General features: G+C 61.7%; 17 protein-coding genes. 13 read left to right on the top strand and 4 right to left on the bottom strand.

Features of this window, described 5'->3' with window-relative positions; genetic code table 11:
* Positions 1-100 precede the first annotated feature (100 nt).
* The 3 genes from eat to eutC are packed head-to-tail and all read left to right on the top strand — an operon-like array spanning position 101 to position 3,743.
* On the top strand, positions 101-1,564 hold the full coding sequence (eat, locus tag CJ178_RS10705) for an ethanolamine permease (protein WP_092801744.1): 1,464 nt from the start codon (positions 101-103) through the stop codon (positions 1,562-1,564).
* Positions 1,561-2,973: an ethanolamine ammonia-lyase subunit EutB gene (locus tag CJ178_RS10700; RefSeq protein ID WP_095886673.1), complete on the top strand. Its 1,413-nt coding sequence runs from the start codon at positions 1,561-1,563 to the stop codon at positions 2,971-2,973. Before eat ends, CJ178_RS10700 begins: the two co-directional genes overlap by 4 nt.
* Positions 2,970-3,743 carry an ethanolamine ammonia-lyase subunit EutC gene (eutC, locus tag CJ178_RS10695; protein WP_095886672.1) on the top strand — a complete coding sequence of 258 codons (774 nt, stop codon included), beginning with the start codon at positions 2,970-2,972 and terminating at the stop codon, positions 3,741-3,743. Before CJ178_RS10700 ends, eutC begins: the two co-directional genes overlap by 4 nt.
* Positions 3,744-3,758: 15 nt before the next feature.
* Here the strand turns inward: eutC and CJ178_RS10690 are convergent, their stop codons facing one another.
* Positions 3,759-4,634, bottom strand: coding sequence for a glycosyltransferase (locus CJ178_RS10690; RefSeq protein WP_095886671.1), 876 nt, complete (start codon positions 4,632-4,634; stop codon positions 3,759-3,761).
* Positions 4,635-4,820: 186 nt separating this feature from the next.
* Here CJ178_RS10690 and CJ178_RS10685 point away from each other — a divergent pair, with 186 nt between their 5' ends.
* The 6 genes from CJ178_RS10685 to CJ178_RS10660 all read left to right on the top strand — a co-directional run bounded on the left by CJ178_RS10685 (position 4,821) and on the right by CJ178_RS10660 (position 13,177).
* Complete coding sequence (locus tag CJ178_RS10685) at positions 4,821-5,366, top strand: hypothetical protein (RefSeq protein ID WP_033236954.1); 546 nt, start codon at positions 4,821-4,823, stop codon at positions 5,364-5,366.
* 219 nt (positions 5,367-5,585) lie between these two features.
* Positions 5,586-6,935, top strand: a complete 1,350-nt coding sequence (locus CJ178_RS10680; RefSeq protein WP_179300738.1) for an MFS transporter — start codon at positions 5,586-5,588, stop codon at positions 6,933-6,935.
* Between the two features lie 166 nt (positions 6,936-7,101).
* Positions 7,102-8,739 (top strand): AMP-binding protein, encoded by a 1,638-nt coding sequence (locus CJ178_RS10675; protein WP_095886669.1) that lies wholly within the window; start codon positions 7,102-7,104, stop codon positions 8,737-8,739.
* Between the two features lie 3 nt (positions 8,740-8,742).
* Positions 8,743-10,410 carry a sigma-54-dependent Fis family transcriptional regulator gene (locus CJ178_RS10670; protein WP_033236952.1) on the top strand — a complete coding sequence of 556 codons (1,668 nt, stop codon included), beginning with the start codon at positions 8,743-8,745 and terminating at the stop codon, positions 10,408-10,410.
* Between the two features lie 107 nt (positions 10,411-10,517).
* Positions 10,518-12,017, top strand: a complete 1,500-nt coding sequence (locus tag CJ178_RS10665) for an aldehyde dehydrogenase family protein (RefSeq protein WP_095887927.1) — start codon at positions 10,518-10,520, stop codon at positions 12,015-12,017.
* 47 nt (positions 12,018-12,064) lie between these two features.
* Positions 12,065-13,177: an NDMA-dependent alcohol dehydrogenase gene (locus CJ178_RS10660; RefSeq protein WP_033236951.1), complete on the top strand. Its 1,113-nt coding sequence runs from the start codon at positions 12,065-12,067 to the stop codon at positions 13,175-13,177.
* 35 nt (positions 13,178-13,212) lie between these two features.
* Here the strand turns inward: CJ178_RS10660 and CJ178_RS10655 are convergent, their stop codons facing one another.
* On the bottom strand, positions 13,213-14,676 hold the full coding sequence (locus CJ178_RS10655; RefSeq protein WP_095886668.1) for a hypothetical protein: 1,464 nt from the start codon (positions 14,674-14,676) through the stop codon (positions 13,213-13,215).
* Positions 14,677-14,783: 107 nt separating this feature from the next.
* On the opposite strand from CJ178_RS10655, the gene CJ178_RS10650 reads away from it, so the two are divergent.
* The 4 genes from CJ178_RS10650 (at position 14,784) to CJ178_RS10635 (ending at position 20,542) form a co-directional block, all read left to right on the top strand.
* A complete protein-coding gene (locus tag CJ178_RS10650; protein WP_045070865.1) occupies positions 14,784-17,018 on the top strand; it encodes an MMPL family transporter in 2,235 nt (744 codons plus the stop codon).
* Positions 17,019-17,129: 111 nt separating this feature from the next.
* Positions 17,130-18,560 (top strand): hypothetical protein, encoded by a 1,431-nt coding sequence (locus CJ178_RS10645; protein ID WP_095886667.1) that lies wholly within the window; start codon positions 17,130-17,132, stop codon positions 18,558-18,560.
* On the top strand, positions 18,557-19,921 hold the full coding sequence (locus CJ178_RS10640) for an outer membrane protein assembly factor BamB family protein (protein ID WP_095886666.1): 1,365 nt from the start codon (positions 18,557-18,559) through the stop codon (positions 19,919-19,921). The genes CJ178_RS10645 and CJ178_RS10640 overlap by 4 nt, the downstream gene beginning before the upstream one ends.
* Before the next feature lie 360 nt (positions 19,922-20,281).
* Entirely contained in the window at positions 20,282-20,542 is a 261-nt protein-coding gene (locus tag CJ178_RS10635) for a GlsB/YeaQ/YmgE family stress response membrane protein (protein ID WP_033236946.1), read from the top strand.
* A gap of 83 nt (positions 20,543-20,625) precedes the next feature.
* On the opposite strand, the gene CJ178_RS10630 is transcribed toward CJ178_RS10635, so the two are convergent.
* Both CJ178_RS10630 and CJ178_RS10625 read right to left on the bottom strand, forming a co-directional pair.
* Complete coding sequence (locus tag CJ178_RS10630) at positions 20,626-21,354, bottom strand: GTP pyrophosphokinase (RefSeq protein WP_045071233.1); 729 nt, start codon at positions 21,352-21,354, stop codon at positions 20,626-20,628.
* A 67-nt stretch (positions 21,355-21,421) separates the two neighbouring features.
* Complete coding sequence (locus CJ178_RS10625) at positions 21,422-22,021, bottom strand: SACE_7040 family transcriptional regulator (protein WP_033236945.1); 600 nt, start codon at positions 22,019-22,021, stop codon at positions 21,422-21,424.
* Between the last annotated feature and the right edge of the window lie 4 nt (positions 22,022-22,025).

The following is a 22,025-nucleotide window of genomic DNA, read 5'->3' as shown; positions in this document are numbered from 1 at the left end:
CCCGTCATCGCCGCGGCGATTGCCAGTTACTTCTCACCCATACTGTTGAGCCACGCGGCGCCGGGCACTGGCGTCGTTGAATTCTTGACCGATTCAGAGGATGGACATGTCTCTTTCCGAGCACGTGCCGGACAAGTCGACGGGCGCGCACCACGACGGCGCCGATTTTCATGCAGAAGACAATTCGTATCTCGAAAAACGAACACTCCGCAAAGGCACGGCAGGATGGGTGCTGCTGGCCGGATTGGGAGTCAGCTATGTGATTTCCGGCGACTATGCCGGATGGAACAACGGACTGGCCGAGGGCGGATTCGGTGGTCTGTTGATTGCTGCCGTCGTCATCGCCGGAATGTACTTGGCGATGGTGCTGGGCATGGCCGAGATGTCGTCGGCTCTCCCGGCTGCTGGTGGCGGGTACACGTTCGCCCGTCGTGCGTTGGGCCCGTGGGGTGGATTTGCCACCGGCACTGCAATTCTCATCGAGTATTCCATCGCACCGGCCGCCATTGCGACGTTCATCGGAGCGTACGTCGAATCGCTCAATCTGTTCGGAATCACCGACGGTTGGTGGGTCTACCTCGCGGTGTACGCGATCTTCATCGGCATTCACCTCACCGGTGCCGGTGAGGCGCTCAAGGCGATGTTCGTGATTACCGCCATTGCTCTCGTCGGCCTTGTCGTCTTTGCGGTTTCCGCTGTGGGACTGTTCGATTCGTCGAATCTCACCGACATCGCCGTCGATACTTCCGCGGCCGGGTCGTCGTCGTTCCTGCCCTTCGGTTTGATCGGAATCTGGGCAGCAGTTCCCTTCGCGATCTGGTTCTTCCTTGCGGTGGAAGGTGTTCCGCTCGCAGCGGAGGAAGCGCGCGAGCCGGAGAAGAACGTCCCGCGCGGCATCATCATCAGCATGCTGATCCTGATCGTCACGGGCGCAGCCGTTCTCTTCCTGGCGACGGGCGCATTGGGTGCCGACGCGTTGTCCACGTCCGGAAACCCGCTGGTCGAAGCGCTCGGTGACAGTGGCGCCGCCAAGGTTGTCAACTACATCGGGCTCGCCGGCCTGGTCGCGAGTTTCTTCTCGATCATGTACGCGTACTCCCGTCAGACCTTTGCGCTCTCGCGTGCCGGATACCTGCCCAAGAACCTGTCGGTGACAAACAAACGCAAGGCCCCGACACTTGCGCTCGTAGTCCCCGGAGTCATCGGGTTTGCCCTGTCGCTCACCGGAGAAGGCGCGATGCTGCTGAACATGGCGGTGTTCGGCGCGGCTGTCAGCTACGTGCTGATGATGGTGAGCCACATCGTGCTTCGCAAGCGGGAGCCGAACATGCCCCGTCCGTATCGGACTCCCGGCGGAATTGCCACCACTTCATTTGCTCTTGTCGTCGCAGCGATATCCGTGGTCGCCACGTTCCTGGTCGATCCGATCGCAGCACTTCTCACGCTCGTCGCGTTCGGTGTTCTCATGGCCTATTTTGGTCTCTACAGTCGACATCATCTTGTTGCCAACTCGCCGGACGAGGAGTTTGCTGTACTTGCACAGGCGGAAGAAGAACTGGAATGAGCATGTACCACCAACAGGTTTCGGGCACGACTTACTCGTTCGAGAGTCTCGTCGACCTCATGGCCAAGGCGACACCACTTCGATCAGGTGACGAACTGGCCGGTTGCGCGGCGCACTCCGACGCGGAACGCGCTGCTGCCCAGTGGGTTCTGGCAGATCTTCCGTTGAAAGTATTTCTGGAAGATCTCCTGGTTCCGTACGAGGACGACGAGGTCACTCGGCTCATCATCGACAGTCACAACCGTCTGGCGTTCCAACCGATCGCGCACCTGACCGTCGGCGGCTTGCGGGACTGGCTCCTCGAGACTGCGTCGGCGCCAGGTGCCGCGGCACAACTTGCGGCGGTGAGTCCTGGCTTGACCCCGGAGATGGTAGCGGCGGTCAGCAAGATCATGCGTAATCAGGATCTGATTGCGGTCGCGAAGGCGATCAACGTCACCGCAGGCTTCCGGACCACCATCGGTCTTGCTGGTCGGCTGAGCACCCGGCTACAACCCAACCATCCCACCGACGACCCGCGGGGAATCGCCGCGGCCACGCTCGACGGTCTCCTCCTGGGTTGCGGCGACGCCGTCATCGGGATCAACCCGGCAACGGACTCTCCGCAGGCCACATCGGATCTGTTGCACCTCCTCGACGACATCCGGCAGCGATTCGAGATTCCGACACAATCCTGCGTGCTCTCCCACGTGACCACGACGATCGGACTGATCGAATCCGGTGTACCGGTCGATCTCGTCTTCCAGTCGATTGCCGGCACCGAAGGCGCCAATTCCGGCTTCGGAGTGAATATTCCGCTGCTCCGAGAAGGTAACGAAGCCGGTCGGTCCTTGAACCGGGGGACTGTCGGGAACAACGTCATGTATCTCGAGACCGGGCAGGGTTCGGCGCTCAGTTCCGGCGCTCACCTCGGAACCGGCGGCGCTCCCGTCGATCAACAAACTCTCGAAACGCGCGCGTACGCGGTGGCACGCGACCTCGAACCACTCCTGGTCAACACCGTCGTCGGATTCATCGGGCCCGAGTACCTGTACGACGGTAAACAGATCATCCGAGCGGGCCTCGAAGATCATTTCTGCGGCAAGTTGCTCGGACTGCCGATGGGCGTGGACGTGTGTTACACCAACCACGCCGAGGCCGACCAGGATGACATGGACAACCTGTTGACCCTGCTCGGCGTGGCGGGTGCGGCATTTGTGATCGCGGTTCCCGGGGCGGACGACGTGATGCTCGGGTATCAGAGTCTGGCATTCCACGACGCGTTGTACGTGCGCCGGGTGTTGGGGCTGCAACCCGCCCCGGAGTTCGAGGCATGGCTGCACGGATTGGGGATGACGGACGGAGATGGACGATTACTGCCCGTAGACGCCTCCCTCTCGCCGCTGCGAGCCCTGACGGTGAACCGATGAGCGACGACGCGGCACCGGTTGTCGATTTCTGGAGTCCGCTCCGTTCGACAACACAGTCTCGAATCGGGTTGGGCCGCACCGGAGATTCGTTGCCCACCACGCGAGTGCTCGAGTTCAAAGCCGCTCACGCTGCCGCGCGGGATGCCGTTCACGTACCGCTCGATTCGGAGATTCTCGCTCGGAGGGTCGAAGCCGTCGGAATCGGAGCGCCCGTGGTGGTGACCAGCGGCGCGTCCACCCGGAGCGAGTACTTACGCCGACCCGATTTGGGACGCCGGCCGGCTGATCTGCGTGCGATCGAAACGTCGGACCAGGACATTGGATTCATTCTCGCGGACGGACTTTCACCGCGCGCCCTCATGGATCACGGTGAGCAGTTGCTCGCGGCGCTTGTTGCCGTGCTGGGAACGACGTATTCGATTGCGCCGCCCGTCATCGCGACCAATGCGAGGGTTGCGTTGGGTGATCACATCGCGGCGGCGATGGGTGTGCAGACTGCGGTGGTCCTGATCGGCGAACGGCCCGGACTCTCGGTTGCCGACAGCGTCGGGATCTATCTGACCCATCTTCCTCGAATCGGACGCACTGACGCGGACAGAAACTGCATCTCCAATATCCATCCACCGGAAGGTCTGGGCTACGAGCAGGCAGCCCGCGTTGTCGCGGGTTTGGTGGCCGGTGCCCGGAAGCTGGGGCGTTCCGGTGTAGACCTCAAAGACACGTCGCGGGCAGACCAGTTGGCATCGGGTGAGGTGCTGACCCTCGAGTAGTGCCCAGAACAGTGCTCAGATGAAGAGCACTCGATATCTGATGCTTCCCTGAACCTTCCCCACCAGATTGCCGGCGTGGACGAACCACCTACCGCGAGGCATCGGGCAGATCCGTTGGGGTACAAGTGGGTTGAAGAGAAACAGTGCAAGCAGGGTCGCGGCGACGATACGAGGAGCAGTCCGGCGCTGACCGTGTTGGCGGAACCGTGAGTACAACTGCGCCGTGGCGATTCCGTAGGCGCGGGTTTGATTCCACGTTCCGCTATACGTGTCACGAAGACGGTAGGCAACCACGGCATCGGGTGCGTGTGCCAGCGTCATGCCGGCCAACTGCAGGCGCCAGCAAAGGTCGATATCCTCACCGGAATTGACGTATCGGAGATCAAATCCGTCGACCTTGTCGAATGCTGTGCGCCAGATGCCGAAGGTGCAGGTAATGCCGTAGGGGAGGAAATCCTCACTGCCGAACTGCGTTCCGGTGAAAGTGCGCCACGTGGCAACCTCGCTCGAGTTGATCGACGCGGTTTCCACCACTCCGCCAACGGCATCCGAGTTTTCGGCGGCGCGGACGATCGCACTGAGCCACGACGGGTGGACGCGATCGTCTGCGTCACAGAATGCGATGAAATCGCCACTGGATGCGGCAACCCCGACGTTGCGTGCGTAGCCGCCGCCCCGTCCGGCCGACGCATCCACCAGGCGGAGGGAAAGGGCATCGGTAGACGGATGGGTCGCGATGTACGCGGCGAGTCCGTCGGTGGAACCGTTGTCGGCAACGACGACTTCGAGTGCTCCCTCGTAATCCTGCGAGGAAAGCGCGGTCAGCTGTTCGCCGATGTGGTCCATGGCGTTATACGCAGGGATTACCACGGACACAAGGTGCGGTTTCACGCGCCAAAGATACCGTATGCCTGGTAAAGCCGCTGCGTCGGATTTGCCGCTGGTCGCAGGTAGCAGCGCTGGTGTGGCCGCTCCTGTGATGTGATTGCTGTCGAGCCCGTCAGGGCTTGCGATTCTGTTTCGGTATGTCGCACCAGTGTGAGAGCCGCCAAGGCGGCACGTGATGAGGAGAGAACGATGGCCTTTGCCGGCAACGTGGACGAATTGGCGCTGCTTCAGTCGGTGCGGCTCAAGGAACGCGTCGGATCGGGTGTTCTTGCCGAGCACCTGGGAGTGAGTGCGGCATCCGGACAGGCCGCGTACGACGCCCTGGTCGAACAGGGTAAGGCTGTGGAGAGCGACAATGAGATCAGTCTGACGGACAAGGGTCTCGCCGAGCTGAACGATCAGCTCGATGCCGAGCGCGTGTCCATCGACGAGGATTCGATTCTCGAGGTCCTCGAAGCCTTCTTGCCGTTGGACGAGGAATTCTCAGCTCTCCTCGCCAGTGCTGACGCCGCGTCGCTGGCAGAGCTGGATCGCCGCGCGTCCAACGTGTTCGACGATCTGTCCGCGTTTGTTCCGCGCCTGTCGCGGTATCAGGACTTGTTCTCCGACGCGCTTGCGAAAGTTCAAGCGGGGGAGTCGAAGTGGATTGCGGAACAGGGAATCGACTCGTATGCCACGGTGTGGGTGGAGATCCGCCAGGAGTTGTGCGAGGCGGCTGGCAAGTCGGAAAACTGAGCGTAGTTTCTCGCAGTTGGCCGTCCGTCTCCCCCGGGAGTCGGACGGCCTTCGTCGTGTCACAGCGAAGTGAAACTCGTTACTTCAGGAAATGAAGCGTGATGCGCATCACCCCCCACCCCCTTTCGGGGGTAGTGCGGGGGTGAGCCGGATCACTACCTTTCCTCTTATCGACGGTGATGCCCACAGGGCAACACCACCGGACCACGGAGGAATCGAGTGACCACAGTCTCTCCAGCAGGGGGATCGAGTGCCGCAGGCACTGCGGCAGCCCCCGCGAAGACAACGAGTGTGCGGCGAGTTGCCATCGCCAGTTGTATCGGCACGACCATTGAGTTCTACGACTTCTTCATCTACGGAACCGCTGCGGCGCTTGTCTTTCCGACGGTCTTCTTTCCGGCGCTCGGGGCCACTGCCGGCACAGTGGCGTCGTTCGCGACCTTTGCCGTTGCCTTCATCGCACGGCCGGTCGGCGCAATGTTGTTCGGGCACTTCGGAGATCGCATCGGTCGCAAGAAGACACTGATCTCTACTCTGTTGCTGATGGGTATTTCGACGCTGCTCATCGGTTTGCTGCCAGGCGCCGACACAATCGGTGTCGCAGCTCCGATCATCTTGGTGCTCCTGCGATTCGGTCAAGGATTTGCAGTCGGTGGTGAATGGGCGGGCGCAACCCTGCTTACCGCGGAATATGCCCCGCCCGGCAAACGCGGCCTCTACGCCATGTTCCCGCAACTCGGCCCGGCCATCGCTTTTGTTCTCTCGAGTAGCACGTTCCTCATCACCGGCGCAGTTCTCGGCGACACCAACCAGGCATTCCTCGATTACGGCTGGCGAATCCCGTTCCTGTTCTCCATCGTGCTCGTCGGTATCGGCCTCTACATGCGCCTCGCTATCGAAGAAACTCCGGTCTTCAAGGCGGAGCAAGCTGATCGCGTTGCCGCGGAGAAGAACGAAGCACCTCGCACCCTCCCGTTCCTGGACGCCTGGCGTTTCCAGACCAAGGAAATTCTGCTCTCGGCCGGCGCGCTGGCCTGCCTGTTTGCCTTCTTCTACATGGGTACGGCATTCCTCACGAGCTACGGCACCAAGACGCTCGGATTCTCCCGCCCGTTCGTCCTGTCCGTCGGTATTGCGTCCGCCTTTGTCTTCGGCGCCGCGATCATCGTCTCCGCGCTGTACTCGGACCGGATCGGCCGTCGCAAGGTCATCATGATCTCGTGTGGTCTGGCTGTGGTGTGGGCACTTATTCTGTTCCCGCTCCTCGACACCGGAACGCCGATCGCGTTCATCCTCGGAATGTTCGGCACTCTGATGATCTTCGGAATCGCCTACGGCCCGTGTGGCGCACTGCTTCCGGAAATGTTCCAGACCCGTTACCGCTACACCGGTGCCGGCCTCGGCTACAACCTCGCCGGAGTGCTCGGTGGCGCAGTGCCGCCGCTGATCGCCGCCCCGCTGGCCTCGGCCTACGGGAGCATGGCCATCGGAATCATGCTCGCAATCCTCGGTGTGGTGAGTCTCGTCTGCACCTGGGCGCTCGTCGAGACCAAGGACCACGCACTGTAAGGACAGTTGTCGGGCGGGGTGTCCGGACTTCAGACAGTTACGGACACCCCGCACCGGGAAGTATGTCGTGCATCACACCGAATCGAGTAAATTCGTAGATGAGAGGGTCCGCTGCGGCGGCCCCTCTCATAGGTGCCTGAACAGGTAACCGGAGAGGACAGAACACATGAGTACGCCGCTGCCCAGCTATACGTCCGGAGTATGGGACGGTCCGATGCTGGGCGACACCATCGGAGACAATCTCGATCGCACGGTTGCCGCGCACGGCGACCGTGATGCGTTGATCGACCATGCCAGCGGTCGACGATGGACGTACCGGGAGTTCGCCGAGCAGGTGAACGGGCTCGCTGCCGGACTTCTTTCCCGTGGTGTGGGGAAGGGCGATCGGGTGGGGATGTGGGCTCCCAACTGTCCGGAATGGACGTTCACGCAGTATGCGACTGCAAAGATCGGCGCGATCCTGGTCAACATCAATCCGGCCTACCGCTCGCACGAGTTGCAGTACGTGCTCGAGCAGGCCGGAATCTCGACACTGGTGTCTGCGGCCAGTTTCAAAACGTCGGACTACGCGTCGATGATCGAGACGGTGCGGCCGCAGTGCCCTGATCTGACGTCGGTGATCCTGCTCGGTTCACCCGAGTGGGACGGCGTGCTGGCGGACGGGTTGGCGGCGCAGGCAAGCGATCCGGCTCCTCTCGCCGCTGCGCAGGCTGCGTTGTCTGCGGACGATGCGATCAACATCCAATACACCTCGGGCACTACCGGTTTCCCGAAGGGTGCGACGCTCAGTCATCACAACATTCTCAACAACGGCTACTTCGTCGGCGAGTTGTGCCACTACACCGAAATCGACCGCGTGTGCATTCCGGTGCCGTTCTATCACTGCTTCGGCATGGTGATGGGCAACCTTGCGTGCACCAGTCACGGTGCCGCGATGGTTATTCCGGGTCCGGCCTTCGATCCGCGTGCGGCACTCGAGGCTGTGCAAGCGGAGAACTGCACGTCCCTCTACGGTGTGCCGACGATGTTCATCGCAGAGTTGGCGTTGCCGGAGTTCGATACATTCGACCTGTCGAGCCTGCGAACCGGAATCATGGCCGGCTCACCCTGCCCGGTCGAGGTGATGAAGCAGGTCATCGATCGCATGGGGATGGCCGAGGTATCCATCTGCTACGGCATGACAGAGACGTCTCCCGTGTCACTCCAGACCCGCTCGGACGATTCGATCGCGCAGCGCACCGAAACGGTCGGACGCGTCGGGCCGCACCTCGAGATCAAGATCGTGGACCCGGCAACAGGATTGACGGTGCCGCGCGGAGAACCTGGCGAGCTGTGCACGCGTGGATACTCGGTCATGCTCGGCTACTGGGAGAACGCGGAGAAGACCGCGGAGGCGATCGACGCTGCCCGGTGGATGCATACCGGCGACATCGGTGTCATGGACGAGGCCGGGTACGTCGCGATCACCGGACGGATCAAGGACATGGTCATCCGCGGCGGCGAAAACGTCTACCCCCGCGAGATCGAGGAGTTCCTCTACACCCACCCCGACATCCTCGACGCGCAGGTGATCGGCGTGCCCGACGCCAAGTACGGCGAGGAGTTGATGGTGTGGATTCAGATGCGCGAGGGCGCACGCGAACTGGACGCCGACGCCGTACGTGCCTACTGCACAGGTAAATTGGCGCACTACAAGATTCCGCGGTACGTGCATGTCGTCGACGAATTCCCCATGACCGTCACCGGAAAGGTGCGCAAGATCGCGATGCGCGAACAGGCGATGGAACTGATCGGGCAGGGCTGAGTCGTGTTCGATTCTTCAGGAACTCGCGATCCGGTTCGGCCCGAGATCGCGCTTTCCTGGAAACGCTCGCGGCTCAGCGGAGTCGACCCGTCCGCGGCAATCGCAGTGGATACCGCCGACCAGGACGCCGAGAGCCGGTTGCTGCGCGCGGCTACTCCGGTGCTCGACGAAGTTGCCCAGCAGCTCGCGGGCACCGGATTCTGTGTCCTGCTGGCAGATCGGGAGTGCCGCGTTGTCGCGTCGGTGTACTCGGACCGTCTGGTCGAGCGGACAATCGAGCGTTTGGGTGTAGTCAACGGTTCACGATTCGGTGAAGAACATGCCGGCACCAACGCCCTCGGGACGCCGCTCGAGGTGGGGAGAGCCGTGGTGATCCACGGCGAGGAGCATTTCCTCGACAGCCTCAAAGGTCTCAGTTGCTACGGACAGCCGATTCTGCACCCGGTGACTCGCCGGGTCGAAGGCATTCTCGACATGACCGGTATTGTCTCGCAAGCTAACCCGCTGTTCGCGCCGTTCCTTGCGCGGGCAGCGGCGGACATCGAGAAGCGACTACTCGAGGGATCGAAAGCGTCGGAGCAGCGGTTGGTCGACGCATTCCAGAGAGTGTCGCATCAGCGCAACATTGCCGTCGCGGCCATCGGCGACGACATTTTGCTGAGCAACCGAACGGCGTTGGATCTGCTGGACACCGCAGACCACGTATCGCTCCGGTCTTTGATCGCCGACCTCAACCCGGACCAATCGAGATTGGTAACAGTCGAATTGGCGTCCGGTGCACTCGCGCGAGTTCAAGCCGACAGAATTTCCGGCGCCGACGGTGGAGCGCTTTTCCTGGTCGAACCACTCCAGCGTGAGCGGGCGCCAATTCGTCGAACGCACGAGCGGACTCCGTCTCCGGGGGAACGACTGCGCCGCGATCTGATGCGGGCGCGGGCGTCGTCGTCCGCAGTTGCCATCTCGGGTGAAGCAGGTTCCGGTCGAACTTCGGCAGCATCGGACGTGGTCGGGAGCGTCGACGCCAGTTGGCACGATGCCACGCGAATCGCCTTCGACGGCCGTGAGCAATGGGTCACCGATCTCGTGCGAGCTGCCCGAAGGCGCTCGGGTGTTGTCGTGATCGAACAGGTGCAGCTGCTTCCCGATTCGGTGTTGCCCATGATCGCGGACTTGATCGACGCCAGCGCTGAGGGGCCGAGGATCGTTATGACCAGTGGAGCAGTAGCAGACCTACCGCCGACCATCGCGGCGTTGCTCTCGCGTTGCGCTTCCAGAGTTGTCATCGCCCCACTGCGCGAGCGGCAAGCCGAGATTGCCGAGTTGGCGCAGGCGATGCTGGAAGGGATCTCGCCCGAGCTGAGGTTGACCGCCAGTGCTGCCGAGGCGCTCACAGCGGCCAGTTGGCCGGGCAATCTCGCCGAATTGAGAGTTGTGCTGCATCGCGCCGCGGGCGATCGCGTGAGCAATCGCATCGACGTCACCGACCTGCCTGAGGACTATCGCACGACCACCAAGGTGTCGCGGTTGGCAGGACGGGAGAAAGCGGAGCGTCAGGCGATCATCGGAGCGTTGAAAGACTGCGGCGGCAACAAGGTTCACGCGTCGGCGCAGCTCGGTATCAGCCGAAGCACCCTGTACACGCGGATGCGGGCACTCGACATCACTGTCTAAGTTGCTGTCCGAACTCAGTTGTACAAAGTTCGGACAGTTAGCACCCGCGGAAGCGCGGAAGTATGGCGTGCATCACATTCGCACCTCACTACTTCAGGGAGTTTCCGATGACGGCAGTAGCCGAGCACACCATCAGTTCCGCGGTACAGGGATTCCTGAACGGACCGAAAAAGCTATACATAGGCGGCGAATTCGTCGACGCGGCCTCCGGCAAGACCTTCTCGACGTACAACCCGGCTGACGGGCAGAAGCTCACCGACGTGGCGCACGGCCAGGCCGAAGACATCGACCGCGCAGTACGCGCTGCCCGCACAGCTTTCGAAGACGGACCGTGGTCGCGCATGAAGGCAAACGAGCGCGAGCGGATGATCTGGCGCGTCGGCGACATCCTCAGTGCCCGCGCCGAAGAGTTCGGTCAGCTCGAAGCTCTCGACAACGGCAAGTCCGTCGCCATCGCCACAGCAGTCGACGTGGCCTGGGCCGCAGACGTTTTCCGCTACTACGCGGGATGGGCCACAAAGATCGAAGGCAGCACGGTCAACGTGTCCATGCCCTTCTCTCCCGGCGGCGAGTTCCACGCATACACACTGCGTGAGGCGATCGGCGTCTGTGGTCTGATCGTGCCGTGGAACTTCCCGCTGCTCATGTCGTCGTGGAAGCTCGCCCCAGCACTTGCCGCCGGCAACACCGTGATCCTCAAGCCCGCTGAGCAGACCCCGCTCACCGCACTGCTTCTCGCGGAGGTCTTCGAAGAAGCCGGCTTCCCGCCCGGTGTCGTCAACATCGTTCCAGGCTTCGGCGATGCAGGTGCTGCACTGTCCGGCCACGACGACGTGGACAAGGTCGCGTTCACCGGTTCCACCGAGGTGGGTAAGAAGATCGTCGACGCCGCCAAGGGCAACCTGAAGAAGGTCACGCTCGAGCTCGGTGGCAAGAGCCCCAATATCGTGTTCGCCGACGCGGATTTCGATGCAGCGGTCGAGGGTTCGCTCAACGCCTGGTTGTTCAACCACGGTCAGTGCTGCGTCGCCGGAACCCGGCTGTACGTCGAGGACTCCATCTTCGAGAAGTTCACCGAAGCCGTCGCGCACGCTGCGAGCCAGGTCAAGATCGGTCCGGGCCTCGATCCCACCACCCAGCTCGGACCGCTGGTGTCGCAGGAGCAGTTCGACAAGGTCACCGGATACCTTCGCGAAGGAATCGCCGACGGCGCACGCGCACTCACCGGCGGCAACCGCTGGGGCGATCAGGGCTACTTCGTCGAGCCGACTGTCTTCGTCGACGTCAAGCCCGAATTCTCCATCGTTCAGGAGGAGATCTTCGGACCCGTCGTGGCAGCGCTGCCGTTCAACGCGGACGACGGACCGATCACTGCCGCAAACGATTCCATCTACGGCCTGGCCGCCGGCATCTGGACCCGGGACATTTCCAAGGCCCATCGCACAGCCAAGCGTCTCAAGGCCGGCTCGGTGTGGATCAACCAGTACAACGGCTTCGACACCGCGATGCCTTTCGGCGGATACAAGCAGTCCGGCTGGGGCCGCGAACTCGGCGCATCCGCCATCGACCTCTACACCCAGACCAAGGCCGTCAACATCGCCCTCTGACCGACCCCATCGCACATTCTCTCGTCCGACAATCAAGGAGATCACCAGTGAAGACCAAAGCTGCTGTACTGCTCGAGCCCGGAAAGCCTTTCGAGATCATGGAACTCGACCTCGACGGCCCGGGCGTGGGTGAGGTACTGATCAAGTACACCGCTGCCGGACTGTGCCATTCGGATCTGCACCTGACCGATGGTGATCTCCCGCCGCGTTACCCGATTGTCGGTGGGCACGAAGGCTCGGGCATCATCGAAGAGGTCGGACCCGGCGTCACGAAGGTCAAGCCGGGCGATCACGTCGTGTGTAGCTTCATCCCGAACTGCGGTACGTGCCGCTACTGCTCGACCGGTCGTCAGAACCTGTGTGACATGGGCGCCACCATCCTCGAAGGTTCCATGCCGGACGGGTCCTTCCGGTTCCATGGCAACGGCCTGGACTTCGGCGGAATGTGCATGCTCGGAACATTTTCCGAGCGGGCCACCATCTCGCAGCACTCGGTCGTCAAGATCGACGACTGGCTTCCCTTGGAGACCGCAGTGGTCGTCGGTTGCGGTGTGCCGTCTGGCTGGGGAACCGCCGTCAACGCCGGTAACCTCCGCGCCGGTGACACCGCGGTGATCTACGGCATCGGTGGCCTCGGTATCAACGCGGTCCAGGGCGCCGTTTCGGCCGGCTGCAAGTACGTCGTTGTGGTCGATCCGGTTGCGCTCAAGCGGGAGACCGCACTGAAATTCGGTGCAACCCATGCCTTTGCGGACGCCGAGAGCGCTGCCGTCAAGGTCAACGAATTGACGTGGGGCCAGGGCGCAGACGCCGCACTGATCCTGGTCGGCACCGTCGACGAGGACGTCGTCAGTGCAGCGACGGCCGTAATCGGCAAGGGCGGCACCGTGGTGATCACGGGACTCGCCGATCCTGCCAAGCTGACCGTTCACGTGTCGGGTACCGACCTGACGCTGAACCAGAAGACGATCAAGGGCACGCTGTTCGGATCCATGAATCCGCAGTACGACATCGTGCGCCTGCTGCGTCTCTACGATGCGGGTCAGCTCAAGCTCGACGAACTGATCACCAACACGTACAGCCTCGAAGACGTCAACCAGGGCTACCAGGATCTGCGTGACGGTAAGAACATCCGTGGCGTGATCATTCACGACAAGTAGGACATCTGCTGTGCGCCTTTGTTAACCGCGCGCGGTTAATAAAGGCGCACAGCGGTTTTTGCTTTTTTCAGGATCTGCATCAGCTTCAACAATGCCGAGAATTTCGCGAACACCGTCCGCCCGACTACCGAGCCGAACGCTGCGGAGTCCGTTGCGTCGAGGGCATCGAGTAGATCGCGGAAGCTCTGGACCTGTTGCGCCATAACGTCGATGTCCACGTGTGTGGCTGTGTCCGGTTCGCGTAACGCCAGCAGGTATTGCGGCGCGGTCACCAACGCGACAGCCGGAATCTTGCGCTCGAACAGCGGTTCACCCTCACCGAAATGAATGACGGGGCCGGGGGCGACGATTCGACGGTCGCCGCTACCGATGTCGCGCCACAGCGGTGCGACGATATCGTGGACTTCCCGGCTCGTCGCGTAGAGAAGTTCCGGTTCCGGGGTCGCGTCCAACGTATAGGTGCCGAGTGTGGTGTCCTCGGTGTCGCCGAGAGCGCCCAGATGCTCGATTGCTATCCCGGCCACCGCACGCGCCTGGCCCGCTTCGCCTTTCCACATGTCGGGGTGGGCCTCCAGCCACGTCGACGTTGCCTGTCCGTGTTCGGACACCGCGGGAATACGCAGGTGACCGGTGGTCAGAACAAACACGTACGACCGTCGATGCGGTTGCGCAACAGCATGGCGAGCCAACTCCATCATGCCGAGGTGGCCGTTCTCCTCGACCCCGTTCGTCCCGTCGCTGTGTGTGATGACCAGAATCGTTTCCGATGGTGAAGTGCCGGGGGAGACGGCCCAGACGGTGTCGGTTGTTGTTCCGGGATGCAAGGTTGCGTCCAATACGAGAGTCGCCTGCTGACCGGAATGGGCGGCAGCAATTACCTGTGCGCCCTCGTCACCCGCCACCCACACTGCCGGAATATCGTGATACGGCTGGGTGAACGGAAGATACTGTCCCAGAGCGTTGTCCGGCGCAATGCCACGCCACACCGCGATCACGCCGAGGACACCGGATTTGCGGGCCTTCTCGAGTTTCGGCCCCAACAGCGTCGCGGAGAGCACCGGATTGCGCAGGGTCTCGTCCGTCACCATCGGTCCCCACTCACTCACCAGCAGCGAGCGCGGGAGGTCGACGTGGGGAACCTCGATCACAGCGATAGCACCTTTGGCCTTCGACCACGAGGGGCGCTTGGCATTCAGGTAGACCAGACGTGCGGTGATCCCAGCCGGTCCGGTGAGTCCGGAGTAGGGGAATGCGGACGAGACTCGCACCGGTCCGGTCGGCAGTTCGATGCGCAGTCCGTCGGCACGCTGAGGTAGATCCCAACGCTCGAAGGTGTGCGAATCACGGTATACCTCGAGCCCGAGATCCACGAATTCGCGGGCGACTTCCTCGACCACCGCATGATGCGCGTCAGTGCCGGTCAATCGAGGTCCCAGGGCGTCGAGGCGTTGTTGCCCGGACTGAAGTAGGTCGCGGTCGACGCTCTGGCCGTGGGTCATGCGGATGCCTTTCGTGGGGGCTTCTTGGCAAATATCTAGTGCCATAACGCGAATCGGACCGTACCGTATGACGTGGCACCGAGAGTCCACGGCGAGAGAGGCTTACGTTGGCTACCTATTTGTACAGGCTTGGGAAGTTTGCATTCCGTCACAAGTACCTTGTGTTGGCAACGTGGGTGATCGTCATCGCGATTGTCGGCGGCGCGATCGGCGCTACCAGCCCGACGTTCTCGAAAGAATTCAATCTTCCCGGCACGGATTCCCAGCGTGCCACCGAGCTGATGAACGAGAATTTTGCGGCTGCGGCGGAGCAACAAAGTAAGGCATCCACCAGCATTCTTGTCGCGGCCGACGACGGACTTGCTGCGCACAGTGATCAGATCGACCAATTGATCGCGCAGGCAAAGACTCTCCCGGACATCGTTGATCCCGAAACGATCGTCAATCCGGTCGCCCTCGCGGCGGCTGAACCGGCGCTTGCCAGTGCCGTACTGGGCGACGACGGCAAGGTGGGGTTGATCCAGCTCAACCAGTCGATCCGCATCGAGGATCAGACGCAGGCCAACAAGACGGCTTTCCTCGATCTGATGGCCAAGTTCCGTACCGGCGGTTTGCAAGTCGAGGGCACCGGTTCGTTGATGCAGGTCCAGACTGCTGGCGGATTGTCGGAGATGCTTGGCTTCGCGGTGGCGTTCATCGTCATGATCGTGGCCTTCGGTGCACTGATCGCGGCGTTCATTCCGCTGTTCACCGCGATACTCGGCATCGCACTCGCAACGCTGACCGTGACGCTCGGGGCGGGATTCTTCGACATCAACGAGGGTGTCACGGGCATCGTGACGATGATCGGCATTGCCGTCTCGATCGACTACGCGCTGTTCATCGTCTCGCGGTACCGCAGTGAACTCAATCTGGGTGGTAGTAGGGAGGCAGCAGTCGGTCGTGCGGTGGGCACAGCCGGCTCGTCCGTCGTTTTTGCCGGCCTGACCGTTGTGGTTGCCTTGGCAGCGCTGGCCGTGGTGGGTGTACCGATGATCACCCAGATGGGAATCTCGGCTGCGATCGCCGTGATTATCGCGGTGTTGGGCGCGATCACGTTGATCCCGGCTGTTCTCGGGGTGTTCGGCCGCTTTGCCTTCTCGCCGCGCATCCCCGGCCTGCGTCACGGTGACGAGCCCGAATCGATGGAATCGAACGGGCACCGGTGGGCGAAGGTGGTCACCAAGTACCCGTGGCCTATCGCCGGCATTGCGTTGGTTCTGCTGGTGATCGCCGCGATTCCGATGACAAAACTCGAGCTCGGGCTTTCCTTCACTCAGGACGAGGAGCAACCGGCACTCGCGCTGATGCAGCGAGGTTTCGGTGAGGGTGTCAACGGCAAGTTGTTCGTTGTGCTCGACTCTCCCGAGGGGACAGACATCACGCCCGTCGCAGCCAAGACGATTGCGTACATCAAGGGTCTGGACAACGTCGCCACGCCGGATCTCCTGATGTGGACCGGCAACGGCCCGGACGCGGCCAACCCAACCGTTGGGGCAAACTCCGCCCTGATCGCCGTAACTCCGCAGCTATCGCCGAGCGGTCCCGAAACACACGAGTTGATGGATCAGATCCGCGAATACGGGTCGACGGTGAAAGCCGAGGGCGCTGAACTTGGCGTCGCGGGTCAGACGGCGATTGTTGCCGACATGTCGTCGAAACTCAGTTCCGCCCTCATTCCGTATCTGATTGTGGTCGTCGGGCTGGCGTTCATCATCATGATGGTCGTCTTCCGTTCGATCCTGGTTCCGCTGACTGCAACTCTCGGATTCCTGTTCTCCATCTGCGCCACGTTCGGTGCCACGGTGGCGATCTTCCAAGAGGGCGCATTCGGGTTGATCCAGCACACCCAACCGATCATCTCCTTCCTGCCGATCTTCATGATCGGTGTGGTCTTCGGTCTGGCAATGGATTACCAGGTATTCCTCGTGACTCGAATGCGCGAGGAATACGTGCACGGGTTGTCGGCAAAGGACGCCATCATCTCGGGGTACACCCACGGTGCGCGAGTGGTCGCGTCAGCGGCGATCATCATGATCTCGGTGTTCGGCGCGTTCATGTTGTCGTCGGAAACCACCAGCAAGATGATGGGCTTCGGACTTGCTGCTGCAGTCTTCTTCGACGCCTTCATCATTCGCATGATCGTGATTCCCGCGGTCATGTCGATTCTCGGAGACTCGGCGTGGAAGCTGCCGGCCTGGCTCGACAAGATCCTGCCCAACGTCGATATCGAGGGCGAAGCGATCCGGCTCATCCCGATCGAACAGGATCCAGACGCAGATCCGGTGCCTGTCGGGGTGTAATGACTTCTCCAATGGAAACCATCCGGTTGGTAACAAAAGTCGGTGCCGCCGCGACAGGTCCGGGGAGAGGCAACGCCTGCCTGGCGTGCCCTGAGGAAACTGCGAGGGCTGGTGGCCGACAAGAATTCCGGTTCCGATCGGACCGAAAAGTGGACGGTCGCGCTCACGGTGGTCTCGTTGATGGCCGGCGGCATCGTCTTTGCCGGAGTAGTCGATCGATGGAGCGGTTCGGACTCCGGTGAACTGACTGCGTCGTCCGTCGGAACGACGCAGTCGACCGAGGAGACGCAGGCCGAGGAGAATTCGGAGTACACCTACGTAACACCAACGGTGGTGTACCCGACGAGTATCCCGGGATGCACCAGCGTCGAGTCGCCTGGCGACGGCTTGTCATCGATCTCGTACTGGTCGACCGGGGCACAAACCTACGACGATCCACGGTTCCCGTGGTTCTCCGCGCCCAAGGCAACGGTGATGTCCGAAGCCGTCCAGCGGTCGCTGCCGGCTGTCGCCGAGATCGAGTTCGCAAGCCCGGAACGATCGTTGAACTTCGGGCCCCTCCACGTTCCGTCGGAGTCGTCCGAACTGCCAGAGGGGTTCTCACTCGAGGAGATGGCGGATACGACGGCATCCGCGACGCTGGTACGGGACGGAAAGGCCGGAGCACTCGACATCCGGGTGACGTCCCATACGGGCCCGGTTCCCCCGTGTATTGCCGGCTCGCTCGTCGAGCGCCGCACCCTCGCTGACGGTTCTGTCGTGGACGCGCAGGACACGTGGAGCGAAACCAACGGCGTTCGCACCCTGTCGCGTTCAGCGCTTCTGTACGGCGCGGATAAAACATTCATCCAGGCGAGCGCGACCGACGCGGTCTATGCCGGTAGCCCCGGGGTCGAGATCAGTGGAGTCGTTCCGTTGACCGTCGAAGAACTGATCGCTTTGGTCAGCCTTCCGCAACTGCGCATTACGGCGCCGGTTCCACCCGGTACGGCACCTATCCAGCCCGGTTGCCAAGGATCGACACTCGACCCGTCCGGGCGGAAGCTGGATCGTGGCACCGTCGACGAGCTGGGAAGAGCTCTCCAATCAGGTTGGCGTGCGGCACCTCCCGGAATGCCAGTTCTCGAACCTGCGCTCGGGAGATTGGTTCTGGCCGAGAGCGACACCACGACCGCCTGTCAGGATCTTGTAGCGCGATCGGGCGGCAACGAGTCGGATCTGACTATTTCGATCACCAGCGGGCAGCCACTTCCCAAGGCGCCGAACAAGTACGACCCTTCGTACGACGGGCATCCGAAATCGGTGGTGACCGCCGAGGACGGCGCTGTGATCGTGCGCGACGAGCGTCATTACTCGGTCATGCCGATGGGGAATGGTGAAGGCACTCGCGAGGCAACGAGTGAACAGAGTCGGTCGGTAACGCTGACACAGCCCAATGGAACGCGGGTGTCGGTTCGTTCGTCGGCGGCGTCGCCGAACATGCCGATGACATACGAGCAATTGGAATTTCTCGCAACGATCGACGGGCTGGAGATTCGATGACCGAGCGGTTCTCTCCACGGGCACGTCTGGGCATCGCGGCACTTGCCGCGATAGTCACCGTTACCGCAGCAGTGGTCACCGTGATCGATGCCGGGAATCGTGCCCATTCCGTTGACGTCGGGGCGCCGCTGTGGGCCGTCGACGCCGCCGAGGTTCTCGGACGGGAGTTCGCGGTCTTTCGCAGCCCGCTCGGCGGAACCGAATTCAACATGGAGATGGGCGGATTCATCGACGCGGGCTCGATAGTGGTGACAATGGCAGGTATGCCGGACCGGCAGTCCTACTCCCTCGACGACGCGGAACTCGTTGCGCTCGATGCCGAAGACGGCTCGGTGCGCTGGCGCGCGTCGGCCGTCGATATCGGCGGGTGTTCTCCGGCATTGCTGGACGGTTCGCTGCTGTGCTACTCCGGGCCGTATGTCACTGCCTCCGCGTACTCGGTTTTCGACATCGAGAGCGGCGAGCGTCGAGACGTTGTCACGCCGTGGTCACCGATCATCGCGGTTGTCTCGGGCGATGCCGTCCTGGCCCTCGAGGGTGATATCGAGAGCAACGACGTTCGTGTCCACAGTGGAAGCGTCGACGATCCGGAAGCCAACTGGTCCAAGGCATTCGACGTCGGCGGATCGTGGGAATCCGGTTACGTCGAGCCGGTGATGTCGGTGCGCGGCGATCTGGGCCTGATTTCCCTCGACGAGACTCTGGGTTTCGATCCGGAGACCGGCGATCAACGGTGGTTGTACGGCTACACCACGTGCTCGACCACGCACACATCCTCTGACGGTGTCACTTTGGTTTTAGAACGTGATTGCCAGAACGATGGGCAAGCGACAAGAGCGTACGCAATTGATCAGTACGGGCACGAATTTGCCAGGGCGGATTTCGTGTCTTCCGGATCGGGATCGTATTTCAGTTTGCGTTACAGCCGTGACCAACCTGCCGGGGATTCGACTCCGATCATTCTGGGGGACAGCGGCTTCGACAGAAAGACCGGAGAGAAGCTGTGGACCAACCAGGAGGTGCTCGGTTCTGCGCAATCCTTGGCGGTGATCGGAGATGTGGTTGCTGTGACGAGCGCCGACGGTACGATCCGGTTCGTTGATCTGTCCAACGGGGAGGTCCTGTGGGATACCCGTACCGAACGTACCGGCGAGATTCTGTGGGACGGTGATCTCGTCGTAGACGAAGGAATTGTGTACGGAGTGAATCCTCGAACAGGTCAGCGCACCTGGGAGGTTCGCGTGGAACCGGATGGAGACGATGGTGTTGGCACCTGGGTGCAACCGCGCGAGTTGTGGGGAGGAGAGCGGGTGCTGTTGCGCTCGAGTGAGGACCGCATCACTGCGTTGAAGCGCTCGTAAGTGCACCGGCCTGCGGCGCCGGGATGCTCTTTCCGGTGAAGGGATCAATCTCCTCGAGCGGTGGAATTCCTGGCGGCGCTCACACCGGTGACGGTTGATTGCGACAAGATAACTACAAGGTGTCCGGCGGGGTGGAAATCGAACTTCTTCAGTGCTCCATGGCATCGTCAATGTGGATTGCTGATGAGTCGCCACGTGTAGTGTGCTGTGTGTCGGTCGCATCTGGCGGCCGTGTATTTCAGGTTGCATCTCGGACAATAATTTGGACAACAGGCGACTGTTACCTGTAACTGTGGTTATTGTTCGACTGGGCGGAGATTTTTCGGCCGCACGCATGCACGACATGTGAGAGGGGCTGTCATGGGACAGATCATCGGAACCATTATTTTCGGTGCAGTAATCGGAATCCTTGCGCGCCTGGTGCTGCCAGGTAAGCAGCAGTACGGGATGATCATCACCATCGTCCTCGGTGTCGCCGGTGCATTGATCGGATACTGGGTGTGGGGCGCCATCTCGGACAAGGGTGATACCGGCGGAATCGACTGGATTCGCTGGATCATCAGCATCGCGGCAGCTGCAGTTCTGTCCCTCGGCTACAGCGCCGTGACGGGCAAGAAATAGGCATATCGCTTGGTCTGAAAAGTGCGCCCTCCCCATAGAGGAGGGCGCACTTTTGCCTGGGCAGAAATCTGTCTAGGCAGTGATCAGAGCCCGCGTTGTAGACGCAGGGCATTGAGAAACTGAGTCGGCAGTTCGAGTTCGACGCTCTCGTCGTCGGGATGAGGGAGAGCTTTGATCTTGGCGAACTCGTCGTTGAGTCGCTCCATCTTGACGTCCAGACGGTGTGCGGCGGCTGCGGCTTCGGTGAGCTCGTCGAGCAGTTCGGCCGGCACGTCCCGGTTGTACTTGTAGTAGATCTTGTGCTCGAGACTGGCCCAGAAATCCATTGCGATGGTACGGATCTGGAGTTCGATCGGCACGTAAGAGACGCGGTCGCTCATGAAGACGGGCACTTCGACTATGAGGTGCAGACTCTTGTAGCCGTTGGGCTTGGGGTTCGCGATGTAGTCCTCGCGCTCGATCACCCGCAGATCCGACTGGCTGGTGAGCATTTCGGCGATCCGATAGGTGTCGGAAATGAAGCTGCAGGTAATGCGCACGCCGGCGATGTCGAAGATGTTCTTCGAGATGTCCTCGATGGTGATCGGAATGCCGAGTCGCTCGGCCTTGCGCATGATGCTCTCCGGTGTCTTCACCCGAGATGCGACGTGTTCGATCGGACTGTACTGATTGATGTGGGTGAACTCGTCCTTGAGGATATTCACCTTGGTCATCAGTTCGGCGATACCGAATTGGTACAGCATCATGAATCGGGAGAACTCGGTTCGCAGTTCGGCGAAATCTGTTCGACTGATTCCACTACTGTCTTCCACGTTCGGCACGGCACCCTCATCTGTTAGCTGGTGCAACCAGTCTGCCACTGATTTTGCGGTGTCCGGTTCAGGGTGTGCGTAGTGCGGCGAGCGTCATAGCGCGCAGGACGCGGCGCGTTCGGGCAGGCGACGCCGGGTTGGCGCTGTGCGGAGTTGAGTTGATCAGGCCGAATGTGGCGTGGGCCTTGATTCGCGCGTCCGCTTCGTCGAGCGTCGGATCGAGCTGTTCGAGGACTCCTACCCACAGTTCCACGTATTTGCGCTGCGTCTGGCGGACTTGCCGTCGCGCGTCGGCCGGCAGGCTTTCGAGGTCGCGATCCTGGATGCGGATCAGGTCCGGTTCACCGAGTGCGAAGTCGAGATGGAACTCGACGAGGGCGTCGAGCGCTGACGTCGGGGAGTCGGCTGTCTCGGTTGCGGCCGAGCCGCCCTCGTACAGCCGGGTGCTGATCCCGACGAGCAGTTCGACCAGGACGGCATCCTTGTTGGGGAAGTGTCGGTAGACGGCAGGTCCGCTGATTCCGGCGGCGGCGCCGAGATCTTCGAGTCGAACGCTCACGAATCCACGTTCGGCGATCAGGCGTGCGGCGGCGCCGAGGAGTTGACGTCTGCGATCCGCCTTCATCTGATCGCGCCGGGTCGGAGCCGTTACCTGCTCAGAGGGCATTCTT

Source organism: Rhodococcus sp. ACPA4, assembly GCF_002300185.1.
Taxonomy (GTDB): Bacteria; Actinomycetota; Actinomycetes; order Mycobacteriales; family Mycobacteriaceae; genus Rhodococcus_F; species Rhodococcus_F globerula.
The sequence above is the reverse complement of the archived record's forward strand: the minus strand, read 5'-3'. Positions and strand labels throughout refer to the sequence as shown.

Bases quoted from the DNA above. Each gene is read 5' to 3' on its own strand.
- eutC (WP_095886672.1), top strand. From the start codon at position 2,970: ATGAGCGACGACGCGGCACCGGTTGTCGATTTCTGGAGTCCGCTCCGT.
- CJ178_RS10675 (WP_095886669.1), top strand. From the start codon at position 7,102: ATGAGTACGCCGCTGCCCAGCTATACGTCCGGAGTATGGGACGGTCCG.
- CJ178_RS10655 (WP_095886668.1), bottom strand. From the start codon at position 14,676: ATGACCCACGGCCAGAGCGTCGACCGCGACCTACTTCAGTCCGGGCAA.
- CJ178_RS10665 (WP_095887927.1), top strand. From the start codon at position 10,518: ATGACGGCAGTAGCCGAGCACACCATCAGTTCCGCGGTACAGGGATTC.
- CJ178_RS10625 (WP_033236945.1), bottom strand. From the start codon at position 22,021: ATGCCCTCTGAGCAGGTAACGGCTCCGACCCGGCGCGATCAGATGAAG.
- CJ178_RS10640 (WP_095886666.1), top strand. From the start codon at position 18,557: ATGACCGAGCGGTTCTCTCCACGGGCACGTCTGGGCATCGCGGCACTT.
- CJ178_RS10685 (WP_033236954.1), top strand. From the start codon at position 4,821: ATGGCCTTTGCCGGCAACGTGGACGAATTGGCGCTGCTTCAGTCGGTG.
- CJ178_RS10635 (WP_033236946.1), top strand. From the start codon at position 20,282: ATGGGACAGATCATCGGAACCATTATTTTCGGTGCAGTAATCGGAATC.
- CJ178_RS10700 (WP_095886673.1), top strand. From the start codon at position 1,561: ATGAGCATGTACCACCAACAGGTTTCGGGCACGACTTACTCGTTCGAG.
- eat (WP_092801744.1), top strand. From the start codon at position 101: ATGGACATGTCTCTTTCCGAGCACGTGCCGGACAAGTCGACGGGCGCG.